Consider the following 14809-nt stretch of genomic DNA (forward strand, 5'->3'; position numbering starts at 1 on the left):
CAGGATGTTTGATAAAATTCTCGGCTTTCTAGCAGGGCTCGAGCAATTTATTGGTAGCTATGACCATTATCGCACTTGGTATTAATCACAAAACAGCATCAGTTGAATTACGCGAAAAAGTGGCGTTCTCACCTGAGCAATTATCAAACGCATTGTCGCAATTAGCGAGCTCTGAGCAGTTTAAAGAGACCGTGATTGTCTCGACTTGTAACCGAACTGAGCTGTATTGTAGCCTTGAGCATAGCAATTCCCAAGCGCTTCTCAAATGGTTAGCTGATTTTCACTGTATCGACACTGAACAGCTTGAAGATAATGTTTATATTCATCAAAACCAAGACGCCATAAATCATTTAATGCGCGTAGCCTGTGGTTTGGATTCTTTAGTGTTAGGCGAGCCACAGATCCTTGGTCAGATCAAACAGTCTTACAACAGCGCAAAGCAGCATGACTGCGTGCTACCCACTTTTGAGCGTTTATTTCAAAAAACCTTTTCAGTCGCCAAGCAAGTAAGAACTGAAACTGATATTGGTGCCAGTGCTGTATCTGTTGCCTATGCAGCAGTTAATCTAGCTAAGCACATTTACGGTCAACTAGATAAAACTAAAGTGCTGTTAATCGGTGCAGGTGAGACTATCGAGTTGGTAGCCAGACACTTATATCAACAACACCCAAAAGCCATCACGGTTGCGAATAGAACGATTGAGCGTGCTAAAAACTTAGCTGAAGAAGTTGAAGCCGATGTGATTTCATTGGCGCAATTGCCAGAAAAACTGCATGACGCCGATATTGTTATCAGTTCAACTGCTAGTACATTACCTATTATTGGTAAAGGTATGGTCGAGCAAGCACTCAAACAACGCCGTTATAAGCCGATGTTGTTCGTTGATATTGCCGTGCCGCGAGATATTGAAAGTCAGGTAGGCGAGTTAGATGCGGCTTACCTTTACTCAGTTGATGACTTACAAGCCATCGTCAACGAAAACATGGCTAGCCGAGAGCAGGCGGCAGAGCAAGCGCAAGAGATCATACTGCAAAAAACTCATGAATTTGCCAAGTGGCAACGTTCACAAGGGTCGATTGATGTTATTCGACAGTATCGAGATTCGGCGCAAGAAGTAAAAACAGAATTAGTAGAAAAGGCTGTAAATCAGCTACAATCAGGCAAATCAGCCGAAAAAGTGTTGCTTGAATTGGCTAACAAGCTCACAAATCGTTTAACTCACGCACCAACACGGGCAATACAGGCCGCGGCGCAAGAGGGTGATATCGATAAATTGGCCGTGCTTAAACAAACATTAGGAATCGAGCAGGAAAAGTAAATTAATGAAAGAGTCTGTATATCGTAAATTAGAGACCTTAGCCGAGCGCTATGAAGAAGTGCAAGCGATGCTAAGTGATCCAGAAGTTATTGGCGATCAAAATCGTTTCCGTGCCTTATCAAAAGAATACTCAGAACTTGAAGACGTAGTTAAAGCGTTTGCTTCTTACCAGCAAGCCCAAGACGATGTGGCGACAGCTGAAGAAATGCTGAAGGACTCAGATCCTGATATGCGTGAGATGGCGCAAGAAGAATATAAAGAAGCAAAAGCTGCCATTGTAGCCCTTGAAGATGAACTCCAAATTTTGATGCTGCCAAAAGATCCGAAAGATAACAACAATGTTTATCTTGAAGTGCGTGCAGGTACAGGTGGTGACGAAGCAGCAATTTTCGCTGGTGATTTATTCCGTATGTACAGCCGCTATGCTGAAACCCAAAAATGGAAAGTTGAAGTTGTTAGCACCAACGAAGGCGAGCATGGTGGCTATAAAGAAGTGATCGCACACATCAGTGGTGAAGGTGTTTACGGTAAATTGAAGTTCGAATCAGGTGCGCACCGTGTTCAACGTGTGCCTGAAACTGAATCTCAAGGCCGTGTGCACACGTCTGCATGTACGGTCGCAGTGATGGCTGAAATTCCTGAAGCCGAAGCGATTCAAATTAACCCAGCAGATTTAAAAGTAGATACCTTCCGCGCGTCGGGTGCCGGTGGTCAGCACGTTAACAAAACAGACTCTGCAATTCGTATCACGCACATTCCGACAGGTGTGGTTGTGGAATGTCAGGATGAGCGTTCTCAGCACAAAAACCGTGCTAAAGCACTTTCTGTACTAGGTGCACGCCTACAACAAGCTGAAGATGAGAAGCGCCAAGCAGCTGAAGCATCTGAACGTCGTAACCTTGTAGGTAGTGGTGACCGTTCAGAGCGTATTCGTACTTACAACTACCCGCAAGGTCGTATTACTGATCATCGTATTAACCTAACACTTTACCGTCTGAATGAGATCGTAGCCGGTGAACTAGGTGCCGTGATTGATCCATTATTACTTGAGCACCAAGCTGACTTACTAGCAGCAATGGGTGACGAGTAATCGTGGAAAACCTAACCGTCGCCCAAGCAATCGCTTGGGCAACCCGCACTCTTCAAAATACCTCTGACTCACCTAAACTTGATGCTGAAGTTTTATTGCTTCATGTACTTGATAAACCTAAAAGCTATTTATTTACTTGGCCTGAAGCCGAACTTACTGATGTGCAATTGGGTGCATTTAAGAAGCTGATCGCAGAGCGAGAAACAGGGCATCCTGTTGCTCATTTAGTTGGTGTGCGCGAGTTTTGGAGTTTAGAACTCGAAGTCAATAACTCGACGTTAATTCCTAGACCTGATACCGAAACCCTAGTTGAAAAAGCGCTTAACTTAGATTTGCCTACCAATGCAAAAATGCTTGATTTGGGGACTGGCACCGGCGCCATAGCGTTATCGCTGGCATCAGAGCAGCCTAATTGGCTGGTCACTGCGGTTGATTATTCTGAGCAAGCCGTTTCGCTTGCAAAGCGAAACCAACAAAAACTCGCCTTGAGTAATGTCACTATTATGCAAAGCGATTGGTTCAGTGCAGTACCAAATCAACAATTTGATCTTATTGTCAGTAATCCGCCGTATATTGATGAACTTGATGAGCATTTGAGCCAAGGTGATGTGCGTTTTGAACCAAAAAGTGCACTTGTCGCGCCTGATAATGGTATGGCAGATATTAAGCTAATCATCGAGCAAGCACGCCTGTATTTGGCACCTAATGGATATTTGCTGATTGAGCATGGTTATCAACAAGCGCTGTTATTACAAGAGTTTTTTGCACAAATGGCGTATAGCAATATACTTACTATAAAAGATATGGCAGGCTGTGATCGAGTAACCATGGCCCAGTGGCAAGGCAAGCGATAGTAACGCCCTGTTTATTATATAGGACCCCGCGTATGGATGATTTTTTGTTTTCAGATGAGCCGAACGATGTTGTTGAGCCCGACAGCAATGGTGTTTGGAAAGTAATTGTTGTCGATGATGAACCTGAAGTTCATGCGGTAACTAAGCTTGCATTAAGTGATTTTGAGTTTCAAAAGAAGCGTTTAGAGTTTATTAGTGCATACTCTGGTGAAGAAGCGCGTAAGGTGATCCAAGCACATCCAGATGCGGCAATTGTATTACTTGATGTGGTGATGGAAACTGACGATGCGGGTTTACAAGTCGCTAAGTTCATTCGAGAAACCGCGAAAAACAACCATATTCGTATAATTTTAAGAACTGGTCAACCGGGTCAAGCGCCGGAAAGGCAAGTCATCGTTAACTATGATATTAATGACTATAAATCCAAGACAGAATTGACAGCACAAAAGCTTTTCACAGTTGTGATGTCTAGTCTGCGCTCTTATCGTGACATATTAGCCATCGAGCAATCACGACAAGGCTTAGAAAAGATTATTTGCGCTTCAAGAGACATCTTTTCATCACATTCCTTAGAGCACTTCATTAAGGGCGTGGTTCAGCAGCTAACCTCTTTATTGGGTACAGTCGATGAAGCGATTTACGCGACGTCTTTGGTTGCAAGTAACGACGCGAATCATAACGCTGAACAACTTGTCGTTTTTACTGGCCGTGGTGAGTTCGAATCTTGTGAAGGTAAACCAATTTCTGAAGTGTTAAATCAAGATCAACTTCAAGCTTGCTCTACTGCTTTGCAAGAAAAAAGCATAGTTTATAAAGACAATTATTTGTTCGCCTACTGCACCAGTGAGTTTAATCATAGCTCAATGTTATTTGTGTCTGGTATTCCTGATTTTCTAACCGATACACAAAAACATTTAATTGAAATTTTTTCGCAAAATGTACAACTAGCTTATGAGAATGTGCAACTGCAGGCTGAAGTTGAAGACACCCAACAAGAGCTAGTTTACAGATTGAGTGAAGCGCTAGAACAACGTTCTACCGAAACAGGCAATCATGTAAAACGCGTTGCGCATATTTGTTATGCCCTAGCTGAAGGGTATGGTTTACCAAGGCGTGATGCAGAGTTAGTGCGTATGGCCTCGCCACTTCATGATGTTGGTAAAGTCGGTATTCCTGATGCGATTTTAAATAAGCCAGATAAGCTTGAAGAGCAAGAATGGCAAGTGATGCAAACTCATGCTGAAAAAGGGTATGAGATCTTAAAAGACTCGCGCCGTGAAATTGTCAATGCAGGGGCGATTATTGCTAAAGATCACCATGAAAAGTGGGACGGTTCAGGCTACCCAGCCGGTAAACAAGGCGAGAGTATTCATATTTATGGTCGAATTGTTGCTCTAGCCGATGTCTATGATGCACTTCGTCATAGACGTTGTTACAAGCCTGCTTGGGAGTTAGAGCAAGTTGTGGCCGAAATTAATAGTCAGAAAGGCAAGCATTTTGATCCTAAGCTCGTGGATGTGTTTAATAGTATTATTGACGACTTAGAGGCGATTTTAGTGAAGTATCCAGATAAGCAGAGTAGTTAATTAAATGGAATATATTGCAATCAAACACACTCATGTGATGTTCGCACTGTTGAGTATTATTTTGTTCTACACGAGAACTGTATCTCGTTTTATGTCGGGGAAACTCGCCAGTAATAAACTCGTTTTTATTGGTAGTCACATTATAGACACTTTATTATTGGTTTCTGCTGTCGCGCTGTTAGTTGTTGCGAGTATGAATCCATTACAACAACCATGGCTGACTGAAAAAATTGTTTTAGTGGTTGCTTATATAGGTTTAGGTTTTGTGGTTGCTAAATCGACACAGTTTAAAACTCAGGTTATCGCACTGACAGCTGCAACTATCTCGCTACTTCTAATTGGCTATTTAGCGGGTAGCAAAGCGTCATTTTTACTTTAAGTTTCTTTGAGTAGGCTATGCCTACTCAATCTCTCCTCATTTTTATACCCGTATTACCCTTTCTAAATCAATTAACAAAAACTACTTCTATAAGGCGCTACATTAATTCCTATAAAAAATGTTAGACTAGCCGATTAATAAGTAAGAGTAATAGTTAAGGTCGTTGGTATTTATGACTGATATCTGGTTCGATGAACAAGACAGTAGTGCAGACTACATACCACAGCATACATTATTTAGATGCATCGACGCTGAGCGTCAGTGGGATGCGCAGATAAATCTAGAAGAGAGTTACTGCCAGCTTGCAGAACTTGAATTAGCTGTTGATCAATTATGTCGCGAACATACCGAAACACATACGTTGATCGATGCGCTTTTAGATGCGTTTTATACTCGTTGGTTGTTCAGTGGCAGCAATCAAAACGAAGTTGAGTACAAATTAAATAGTGTCAATCATGTATTGAAAATGCGCACTGGCAATGCCACTTCTCTTGCTTTGATTTTGACGCATTTACTGCAACGTGCACAGCTTGATGTGAACATGGTATTTCATCAAGGTGATATCATGGTTCATATCGCTTTAAGTGCTGAAGAAGGGTATATCGTAGAGCCTTGTGGCGGCAACCAAACTTGGTATATCAATCCCGAAAACGACAGTAAAGACGAAGAGCCTTACGAATTATTATTAGGTGAAGAAGCATTTAAGCTATATCTCGCTCAGCAGAAATGGGCGTTTATTACTGCAGATAAGTTTGGTCATGCATTAAGTTGCGTTGAACAATTGATGGACTTAATCGGTGACGATCCATATGAACGTCGCGATAGAGGGTATCTACTGAATCAGATAAATTGCCCCAAATTAGCTAAAGCTGATTTACAGTTTTTTGTTGATGAATGCCCGGACGATCCAACGATTGAGATTATTCAGCATCAAATTGAAGAGTTACAAGACTACAATCATGTAGTCCACTAATAAGAATAAATAGCGGGCTTTAATATTTATGCCAAGTTTAGTGTGGCGTTAAAGCATGCTCTACAGGCTCCTGAATAGACATCTATTAGATTTCTATTATTAAAAGAATTAGGAAAATTATGAACACGCAAATCGTAAAAGTTGCAGATATTGAAGTGGCAAACGACAAACCGTTTGTATTATTTGGTGGTATGAATGTGTTGGAATCGCGTGATCTTGCAATGCAAATTGCTGAGCACTATGTTGAAGTAACCAGCAAGCTAAACATCCCTTATGTATTTAAGGCATCTTTTGATAAAGCAAATCGCTCTTCAGTCAACTCTTACCGTGGTCCAGGCATGGAAGAAGGTCTAAAGATTTTCGAAGAGGTTAAAAAGACCTTCAATGTCCCTGTGATCACCGATGTGCACGAACCATTTCAAGCAGCTCCTGTTGCGGAAGTGGCTGATATTATCCAACTTCCAGCGTTTTTAGCACGTCAAACAGATTTAGTTGTGGCGATGGCAAAAACTGGCGCTGTGATTAATGTGAAAAAACCGCAATTCTTAGCGCCACATGAAATGCGTCATATCATCAAAAAGCTGAATGATGCGGGCAACGACCAAGTTATTTTATGTGAGCGTGGTAGTAGTTTTGGTTACAACAACCTAGTGGTTGATATGCTGGGCATGGATGACATGAAGCACATGGCACCTGTCATGTTCGATGCAACACACGCGTTACAACGCCCTGGTGGTCGTTCTGATTCTGCCGATGGTCGTCGTGCTCAGGCAACTGAACTTGCACGCAGCGGTATGGCGTTGGGCCTAGCAGGTTTATTTATTGAAGCACACCCAAATCCAAACGAAGCAAAGTGTGATGGCCCTTGTGCATTACCATTGGCTAAGTTAGAAGGCTACTTAAAGCAAATGAAAGCGGTGGACGATTTAGTGAAAAGCTTCGAACCACTAGATACAAGCGCAGCCGACTTATAATAATTATAAAGAGCAGCAAATTTGCTGCTCTTTAGTTTGGTTTAAAGAATTATGTCTAGAAGACTCCCGCCATTAAACGCCCTAAAAGCTTTTGAAGCTGCGGCACGTAATTTGAGCTTTACCAAAGCCGCAGAAGAATTGTATGTCACACAAGCTGCTGTCAGTCATCAAATTAAAACCCTTGAAGAGCACCTTGGGTTAAAACTCTTCTTGCGTAAAAACCGCTCCTTACTTCTGACTGAAGAAGGACAGGGTTATTACTTAGACATAAAAGAAATTTTTAATCAGTTGGTCGATGCCACCGATAGGTTATTAGCGCGTGGCGCAAAAGGGTCATTAACGGTATGTTTAACACCAAGCTTTGCCATTCAATGGTTGGTACCTCGATTAAGTAAGTTCCATGAGCTTCACCCTGAAATTGATGTGCGAATAAAAGCCCAAGACGATGAAGAAAACTCGTTAACCGATGACGTAGACGTGGCTATTTACTATGGCCGTGGTAACTGGAACGGGGTAGAGGCCTATCAGCTTCACAAAGAATATTTGGTGCCTTTATGTAGTCCGTTTCTACTAACAGGACCTAAACCGCTCCATGCACCATCAGATTTAAGCCAACACACTTTGTTGCATGATACCTCTCGTAGACCTTGGAAAGCGTGGATGAAAACCGCTGGGGTACGTGATGTACCAGTGAATCAAGGGCCTATTTTTAGCCACTCATCCATGGTGTTACAAGCTGCAATTCACGGTCAAGGCGTTGCACTAGGTAACAGTGTATTAGCAAAACCTGATTTAGATGCGGGCCGCTTAGTTATTCCATTTAGTCACAGTTTAGAAAGTAAAAACGCGTTTTATCTTGTGGTCAGAGAAGCGCAAGCTGAATTAGGTAAAATCGTTTCGTTTAAAGAATGGATGCTCAGCATGGTTGAGCAAGAGGAACAAGAATGATCCAATGGATTAAAGCTGATAACCCCAAAGCACAATTTATTTTTGCCCACGGGGCAGGGGCTGGTAGTGACTCTGAGTTTATGCAAGATATGGCTAATAAGCTGGCTGATCATGGCATTCAAGTTGGCTTATTCGATTTTGAATATATGCAAGTTGCCAAAGAAACCGGTAAGCGCCGTCCACCGGATAGAGCGCCTAAGTTACTCGCCTATTTCAGCAAAACATTAGCATCAGTCGATGCTGATTTACCTCTATTTATCGGTGGCAAATCAATGGGCGGCAGAATGGCTTCATTGTTAGTGACAGAGCATTCTTTACCTGTAAAAGGCGTGATTGCTATGGGTTATCCGTTCCACCCACCAGGCAAACCGGAAAAACTGAGAACGGATCATTTTGCTGATATTCCTTGCCCGTTTTTAGTGTTGCAAGGTGAGCGAGATACCTTTGGTACGCAAGCTGAGCTAGCGCAAATGTCATTTGCTAAAGCGCCAGCGTTTCAATTTTTTGCCGATGGCGATCATTCACTAAAACCGCGCAAGAAAAGTGGCTTTAGCGAAGAAACACATCGTCTGGACGCTGCAAAAGCCACCGCAGAATTTATAGAGCAACACCTGAATGACTAAACTATTTTTATTGATAGGCAGTGTATATTGCATGTTATCAGTGATGCTAGGTGCCTTTGCCGCTCATGGTTTGAAAAAACATGCCTCTGAGTATGCGGTCGATATTTTCAAAACGGCTGCCGAATATCAGATGTTTCATGGCTTAGCCCTGATTTTAGTGGCGATGCTGATTAAACAAGGTTTAAAACTGAATGCTTCAGGTTGGTTATTTACCCTCGGCACCATTTTATTCAGTGGCAGCTTATATTTGCTAGCATTGACTGAGTGGCGCTTTTTAGGCCCGATTACGCCTATTGGTGGCGTGTGCTTTATTTTAGGTTGGTTGCTTCTGATGATTAAAGCAGCCAAACATAAATTTTAATTAAAGAGATTTGAGAACACCTATGTCGAGTGTTGTGATTTATTGTCGTAGTGGCTTTGAAAGTGATGCCGCAGCTGAAATTAACCATCATGCAGCCTTACAAGGTGTTGCAGGCTATGTAAAAGCCAAACCAAATACCGGTTATGTGAGCTTTGAAACTTATGCAGCAAGCGATGCCGAATTGCTCATTAAGAAAATCGATTTTCAAAGCTTGGTATTCGCAAGACAGTGGTTTGCAGGTGTATTCGTCAGCAAAATGTCGATAGAAGATCGCGTCAGTGAAGTAAAAGCCGTAGTGGCTGACTTTCCACTGTGCGGTGAATTGCGTGTAGAAACCCCAGACACCAATGAAGGCAAAGAGCTTTCAAAATTCTGTAAGAAGTTTTCAACGCCGCTTGCGAAAAGTCTAGAAAAGCAAAATAAACTGACTCGTGCAGTGAAGAAGAACCGCCCTGTATTACATGTGATGTTTTTAGCAAACGACACGGCATTTGTGGGTTACTCTTTTCCGAGTAATAACTCGCCTTTCTTTATGGGTATTCCGCGTCTACGTATGCCAAGTGATGCACCGAGCCGCTCGACGTTAAAATTAGACGAAGCCTTTCATGTTTTTGTGCCACCAGAAGAAATGGAACAGCGTGTTCAACCAGGTATGCGTGCAGTTGATTTAGGTGCGTGCCCGGGCGGTTGGACTTACCAACTTGTGCGCCGAGGCATGTTTGTCGCTGCTATCGATAACGGCCCGATGAATCAGAATTTAATGGATTCAGGTCAAGTGAAGCACTTCAGAGAAGATGGCTTTAAGTATTTACCAGAAAAGCGCAATAACACTTGGTTAGTATGCGATATGGTAGAAAAGCCAAAGAAAGTAACAAACCTAATGCTAGATTGGATGGTAAATGGTTTTGCTAGCGAGTTAATCTTTAACCTAAAGCTACCCATGAAGAAACGCTTTGAAGAGGTGTATCAGTGCCTAGAGTTAATTCGAGAAGAGTTACCTAAGTACGAGATTGAGTATACTTTGCAAGCCAAACATTTATACCATGACCGTGAAGAGATCACAGTACAAGTGCAAATACACAAGATCCCACAAAAACTGTTCAGCTAACGTTTAATGCAGTTTTTATAAAAATAATAAAGCCCTGACTTATTCAAGTTCAGGGTTTTTTTGTATTTGAAGCTTAGGTTATACCAATCCGCAATAACACTTAACCATTTTGAGGGATTAAACCTGATGATAGCTGCGTTAAATATCTCTCATTTAGAACAACTAAATAACGAAATATTTGCCTTGCCTACATGGATGTAGGTACCTCAGCGTTAGCAGGACGCGTGAGCGGTGCTACCAACAAGGTTTTCTTGCCTCAAAATAGACCTCTTAGTTAAGCGGATTGGTATTATTTTAGCGCGAGATATACTCTTGGGCTGTCATAGCAAAGTACTCAACCTGAGAATGTAAAATATGAGTCGGGTTCGGGTCGACTACTTCTACTGGAATGTTGTTATGGCGGGCGATTTCTAATGCCATATTGGTGATATTGACGCTAAACGAAGTCCCCATAAACACCATTTTCTCAGCGTCTAGCATCTGCTGTTGCGCTCGGCTGATTTCGTATAATTCAGTGTAGTATTCATCAAACAGCAGCACATAAGGTTTTAATGATTCATTTAAAATTGGCCCATTTTTACCTATTTTAAATAACTCAAGCAGCGAGCTTTCGAGGTTTGCCTCATCCACCTCATCCCAAGGGGCTTTAATACGCTCAACATCATCGCCTTGGTGATGAAATAAAGTGACTTGATCTAATCGACCATGTATTGAAATGTAATCTGGATTACCAGCTTTACCATCTAAGCCGTCTATGTTTTGTGTGATCAAGGTTTTGTCGGCAAGCCAATGATGCACCTTATTAGGCCCGTGGTGGCGGTAAGTAGCAAAACGGTTGTAATACCATTTTAAAAACTCACCAGGGTTGTGCATGTACATATCACGGGTCGCCATTTGTTGTGGCGTATAGTTGCGACTACCAATCGTCCAAAAACCATCTTCACCACGAAAGGTGGGAATACCACTTTCAGCACTGACGCCTGCGCCAGTGATGTATAAAGTTTTGTCAGTCTTCGTCATTTGGTTTACTCCTAAAGTGCTGACATCAAGTTGCTGTAATCATCGCGCCAAATAAATGTTGGTTTTTGATTTGGCCAAAGGCTTTGAAGATGCTTAAAGCTTTCAATTGCCTGCTCATCAAAGGTTAAAGTGACCCAGTGTGTGTTGTGCTCATGCGCTTGCTTGGCTTTTGTTTCAAAGAAATGCACTTTGAGTTTCAGCTCGTCAGCAAGGCCGCGCATGAGAGGCGTGAGATCTAAATGACTATTAGAGATATGTATTGCTAAAACGCCATGTTCTTTAAGTTGCGATAAATATAACTGCATGGCTTCAAGCGTTAACAGGTGCATAGGAATGGCATCGCCACTGAACGCATCTAAGACAAGGGCGTCAAATCGGTTTGCTTGGCCTTGCTCTTTTTGTTTTTGAAGTTGTACTCGGCCATCACCAACCACATATTCAATCTGAGCTTTACTGTTATTTAAGTAGCTAAAGTGACTTTGTGCCGTTGCCACAACATTTGGGTTTAACTCGTAAAACGTATAGTTATCACGATGCTTACCATAAGCTGCCAGCGTACCTGCACCTAAGCCGATAAAGCCCACTTGCGCACCGTTGGCTTGACTGTTGAGTAGTTGAGCCACCGCTGTTTCAAAGCGGTAATAACTTTGTGGCTGGCCTCGTAAGTAAGTGGGTTCAATGATCTCAGTACCATGAGAAGTGGTGCCATCAATTAAGCGACGTTCCATTTGCCCATTGACAGACACTTCTTTGACCGACAATAAGCCATAAAAGTTACGCAATCTCAATGTGTCATGGTTGGTAAATTGGCTGTTTAGCCAGATAAAAGTCGGGGCAAGTAATACTAGTACGCCGCTAGCTACAAGCACCATGTTACGGCTTTTTGCAAACTGCTCTGTACTTATTATAGAATAAATGAAAAGCGCCAATACAAGCCCTAAAGCCAGAGGGTACTCATAAAACAAAGTAAAAACCTTTGGCGCGATGAAAGTAATCGCTGCAGTGCCTAAAGTCCCACCTAAAGACATCATTAAATAAAACTGCGTCAGTTTGGACTGATGCGGTTTGGTCTTCTCAAGCTCGCCATGGCAGATCATACAGGCACTGAATAACACGGTTGAATAGAGCACAATTTGACTGAGTAAATCGAGTTGGCTGCCAATAAAGAACAGCATCAATCCAATAAAACTACTGAATGCGAACACCGCCAGCCAAAACCAGCGTTGGTAAATTTTAGCTGAGTGAAAACATAGAATAAACGTCAGTAAATAGAGTGATAAAGGCAGCAACCATAAAAAAGGAATAGGCGATACATTCTGTGTCATCGCGCTGGTGGTTGCCGTTAGCATGATCACTCCACAGGCACTGAGCAATAGCCACAAAGGCAGACGCTTATCCAGTGTCGAAGTACTTTCATTTGATTGCACCTGAGTGTAATTGTTTTGTTTAAGTGCTAAGCCAATAAAACCTGAAAATAATAAGACAAACACGCCATAAACAAGGCTCCAAGCCCAAGATTGTGCTGACAGTGTTAGCCAAGGTTCAAATACAAACGGGTAACTGAGTAGCGCTAAAAAAGAGCCAATGTTTGAGTAACTATAGAGTTTGTACACTTTGCTGTTGAGGGATTGAGATTGCCAGCTTTGTAATAATGGCGAAGTTGCAGCAAGCACAAAATAAGGTAGACCTACGCTCAGTGCAAGTTTAAGTAACAAAGCGAACTCTGGAGAAGCTTGTTCCTTAATATCACTATCAGATAGACCTAAAGGTAAAGCGAGTAAGCTAACGAGTAAGAGACTCAAGTGCACAATTTGCTGTTTTTTTATATCAAGAAATTTAACCAGCAGGTGTGCATAGCAATAGCCAGCGAGTAAAAAGGTTTGAAAAAACAGTAAGCAGGTTGTCCAAACTTGTGCGCCACCACCAAACACGGGCAGTAAAGATTTAGCTAACAATGGCTGAACTTGAAATAACAAGAAAGCACTTATGAATATCACAACAGTGGCTAGCATGCAGAGCCTTTTCTCTTTGGAAAATTAATTATTGCGCACTTTAGAGTGTTGTATTCATAGATGCAAATGGAGTTTAACTGCTTATAACCCGAGCAATGTTAATTGTCTTTTATAAATGATATTTAATCTCATTTTCTTAAACAGGTACTTTAATATGTATATGATATAAGGTAACATTTGTGTTGTTATATTATCTCTCTGGTGTTTTAGATGAAATTAAAATTATTAAGCAGTGCAATCTTATTAGCCATGCTAAGTGGCTGTGGTAATAGCAGTAAAGTTGAAGAAATCACGCCGACTGAACAAGTCGATCAGGGTTCAGGTGAAGGTTCGGGCGAAGGCTCTGGTAGCGATCATGAGCATGAAATTGAGTATCCACTAGGCCGACTTGCTGTTTCATTTGCTGATGAAAGTGATGTATCAGTTTATGACCTTACAAACAATGAACTATTAGAAACAGTTACTTTAACTAACCCTGTTTCTGCACTTTATGCGAGCCCGGAAGGTCGCTATGTGGTTGCTATTCAGCGTGATCATAACCATGTTGAATTTATTGATGGCGGTATTTTCTTAGAAGCCCATGATGACCACTTCCATCTAGAACAAGAAGATGTCCAGGCTGTGAGCTTTGAATTAACAGAAACAAAGCCAACGCATTATGTACCAGGTGGTGAGCATGCATTGGTATTCTTTGACGGTGACAAAGACACTCAAGCAGATGCAGGTTTTGCTTTAATTTCAGATGAAGGCATTACTGAAGCAAAAATTGATGCTCATCATGAATTTAATACTTTCATGCATGGTACCGGTGAAATTCGTGGTGAATATGTAATTTCAACATTACGTGATGCTGATGCCGAAGGCACGTTACCAGATCAAATTGCATTATTTGAGCTGCATGATGATCACTTCCATCAAGAGCAAGAATTTGAACATAAGTGCTCAGGTCTTCACGGTAGCGTTCAAACAGAAGAGTTTGTCGCTTTCGGTTGTACCGATGGCATCGTTGCGATTGAAGAAGAATCAGAAGTATTTACTTCAAAGCACATTGCTTATCCAGAAGGTTTTCCAGAAGGTGTTCGTATAGGTAAATTTATTGGTCACCCTGAAAACCACACTGTGATTGGTTTATCTCGCGTAGGTCCTTACTCAGTTAACTTAGAGACTGGTGAAATCAAAGCTTTTGCATGGCAACCAGAAGGTGTTGAAAAGTATCTTGCATACGCAGGTAATGCTAAGACAGGTAATGCATTAGTGTTAGATGACCAAGGTTACTTAAATATTTTCCATGGCGAACACGAGTGGGAAAATGAAGCACGTATTCAAGTGCTAGAAGGAATTGAAGAGGGTGCTACAGCTAAGATCATTGCAAACATGGCGCACCACATTGTGTATGTCGCTTATGGTGAGCACCTTTATGCGGTAGACACTGAAGCAAAAACAAGCACTGAAATTCAGCATTTTGATAAGCCAATCGCGAACCTTACTTGGGTAGGTGCGTTTGAAGCTGAAGAGCATGATCACTAATTAAACTAGACTCCCACTAAAAATGGCGACCAATA

General features: G+C 41.9%; 14 protein-coding genes. 12 read left to right on the forward strand and 2 right to left on the reverse strand.

Annotation, left to right across the window (positions count from 1 at the left end; translation table 11 throughout):
- The first annotated feature begins 59 nt into the window (after positions 1–59).
- From hemA to rlmM, 11 genes are all read left to right on the forward strand, one after another.
- On the forward strand, positions 60–1319 hold the full coding sequence (gene hemA / locus C1E24_RS07970) for a glutamyl-tRNA reductase (protein WP_058030805.1): 1260 nt from the start codon (positions 60–62) through the stop codon (positions 1317–1319).
- 4 nt (positions 1320–1323) lie between these two features.
- Complete coding sequence (gene prfA / locus C1E24_RS07975; RefSeq protein WP_058030804.1) at positions 1324–2409, forward strand: peptide chain release factor 1; 1086 nt, start codon at positions 1324–1326, stop codon at positions 2407–2409.
- 2 nt (positions 2410–2411) lie between these two features.
- A complete protein-coding gene (gene prmC, locus C1E24_RS07980; RefSeq protein WP_138480352.1) occupies positions 2412–3263 on the forward strand; it encodes a peptide chain release factor N(5)-glutamine methyltransferase in 852 nt (283 codons plus the stop codon).
- Positions 3264–3295: 32 nt separating this feature from the next.
- Positions 3296–4849, forward strand: a complete 1554-nt coding sequence (locus tag C1E24_RS07985) for a DUF3369 domain-containing protein (protein ID WP_138480354.1) — start codon at positions 3296–3298, stop codon at positions 4847–4849.
- Between the two features lie 4 nt (positions 4850–4853).
- Entirely contained in the window at positions 4854–5228 is a 375-nt protein-coding gene (locus tag C1E24_RS07990; protein WP_138480356.1) for a SirB2 family protein, read from the forward strand.
- A 172-nt stretch (positions 5229–5400) separates the two neighbouring features.
- Entirely contained in the window at positions 5401–6201 is an 801-nt protein-coding gene (locus C1E24_RS07995; RefSeq protein WP_138480358.1) for a tetratricopeptide repeat protein, read from the forward strand.
- A 119-nt stretch (positions 6202–6320) separates the two neighbouring features.
- Entirely contained in the window at positions 6321–7175 is an 855-nt protein-coding gene (kdsA, locus tag C1E24_RS08000; protein ID WP_138480360.1) for a 3-deoxy-8-phosphooctulonate synthase, read from the forward strand.
- Between the two features lie 51 nt (positions 7176–7226).
- Entirely contained in the window at positions 7227–8123 is an 897-nt protein-coding gene (locus C1E24_RS08005) for a transcriptional regulator GcvA (protein WP_138480362.1), read from the forward strand.
- The gene (locus C1E24_RS08010; protein WP_138480364.1) at positions 8120–8746 is read left to right on the forward strand and encodes an alpha/beta family hydrolase; all 627 of its coding nucleotides are present in this window, start codon (positions 8120–8122) and stop codon (positions 8744–8746) included. Before C1E24_RS08005 ends, C1E24_RS08010 begins: the two co-directional genes overlap by 4 nt.
- Positions 8739–9107: a DUF423 domain-containing protein gene (locus tag C1E24_RS08015; RefSeq protein ID WP_138480366.1), complete on the forward strand. Its 369-nt coding sequence runs from the start codon at positions 8739–8741 to the stop codon at positions 9105–9107. Before C1E24_RS08010 ends, C1E24_RS08015 begins: the two co-directional genes overlap by 8 nt.
- A gap of 22 nt (positions 9108–9129) precedes the next feature.
- Positions 9130–10215 carry a 23S rRNA (cytidine(2498)-2'-O)-methyltransferase RlmM gene (rlmM, locus tag C1E24_RS08020; RefSeq protein ID WP_138480368.1) on the forward strand — a complete coding sequence of 362 codons (1086 nt, stop codon included), beginning with the start codon at positions 9130–9132 and terminating at the stop codon, positions 10213–10215.
- A gap of 294 nt (positions 10216–10509) precedes the next feature.
- Here the strand turns inward: rlmM and C1E24_RS08025 are convergent, their stop codons facing one another.
- Positions 10510–11235, reverse strand: a complete 726-nt coding sequence (locus tag C1E24_RS08025; RefSeq protein WP_138480370.1) for an SIR2 family NAD-dependent protein deacylase — start codon at positions 11233–11235, stop codon at positions 10510–10512.
- Between the two features lie 11 nt (positions 11236–11246).
- Positions 11247–13247 (reverse strand): spermidine synthase, encoded by a 2001-nt coding sequence (locus C1E24_RS08030; RefSeq protein WP_138480372.1) that lies wholly within the window; start codon positions 13245–13247, stop codon positions 11247–11249.
- Positions 13248–13457: 210 nt separating this feature from the next.
- Between C1E24_RS08030 and C1E24_RS08035 the strand changes: the two genes are divergently transcribed.
- Positions 13458–14774, forward strand: a complete 1317-nt coding sequence (locus C1E24_RS08035) for a hypothetical protein (protein ID WP_138480374.1) — start codon at positions 13458–13460, stop codon at positions 14772–14774.
- The last annotated feature ends 35 nt before the right edge of the window (positions 14775–14809 follow it).

Origin of the sequence: Pseudoalteromonas phenolica, assembly GCF_005876835.1 — a bacterium.
In the GTDB taxonomy this organism is placed as follows: Bacteria; Pseudomonadota; Gammaproteobacteria; order Enterobacterales; family Alteromonadaceae; genus Pseudoalteromonas; species Pseudoalteromonas phenolica_B.

Coding starts and splice junctions, on each gene's coding strand:
- C1E24_RS08015 (WP_138480366.1), top strand. CDS start 8,739: ATGACTAAACTATTTTTATTGATAGGCAGTGTATATTGCATGTTATCA.
- C1E24_RS07995 (WP_138480358.1), top strand. CDS start 5,401: ATGACTGATATCTGGTTCGATGAACAAGACAGTAGTGCAGACTACATA.
- C1E24_RS08005 (WP_138480362.1), top strand. CDS start 7,227: ATGTCTAGAAGACTCCCGCCATTAAACGCCCTAAAAGCTTTTGAAGCT.
- C1E24_RS07990 (WP_138480356.1), top strand. CDS start 4,854: ATGGAATATATTGCAATCAAACACACTCATGTGATGTTCGCACTGTTG.
- kdsA (WP_138480360.1), top strand. CDS start 6,321: ATGAACACGCAAATCGTAAAAGTTGCAGATATTGAAGTGGCAAACGAC.
- prfA (WP_058030804.1), top strand. CDS start 1,324: ATGAAAGAGTCTGTATATCGTAAATTAGAGACCTTAGCCGAGCGCTAT.
- rlmM (WP_138480368.1), top strand. CDS start 9,130: ATGTCGAGTGTTGTGATTTATTGTCGTAGTGGCTTTGAAAGTGATGCC.
- C1E24_RS08035 (WP_138480374.1), top strand. CDS start 13,458: ATGAAATTAAAATTATTAAGCAGTGCAATCTTATTAGCCATGCTAAGT.
- C1E24_RS08030 (WP_138480372.1), bottom strand. CDS start 13,247: ATGCTAGCCACTGTTGTGATATTCATAAGTGCTTTCTTGTTATTTCAA.
- C1E24_RS07985 (WP_138480354.1), top strand. CDS start 3,296: ATGGATGATTTTTTGTTTTCAGATGAGCCGAACGATGTTGTTGAGCCC.
- hemA (WP_058030805.1), top strand. CDS start 60: ATGACCATTATCGCACTTGGTATTAATCACAAAACAGCATCAGTTGAA.
- C1E24_RS08010 (WP_138480364.1), top strand. CDS start 8,120: ATGATCCAATGGATTAAAGCTGATAACCCCAAAGCACAATTTATTTTT.
- C1E24_RS08025 (WP_138480370.1), bottom strand. CDS start 11,235: ATGACGAAGACTGACAAAACTTTATACATCACTGGCGCAGGCGTCAGT.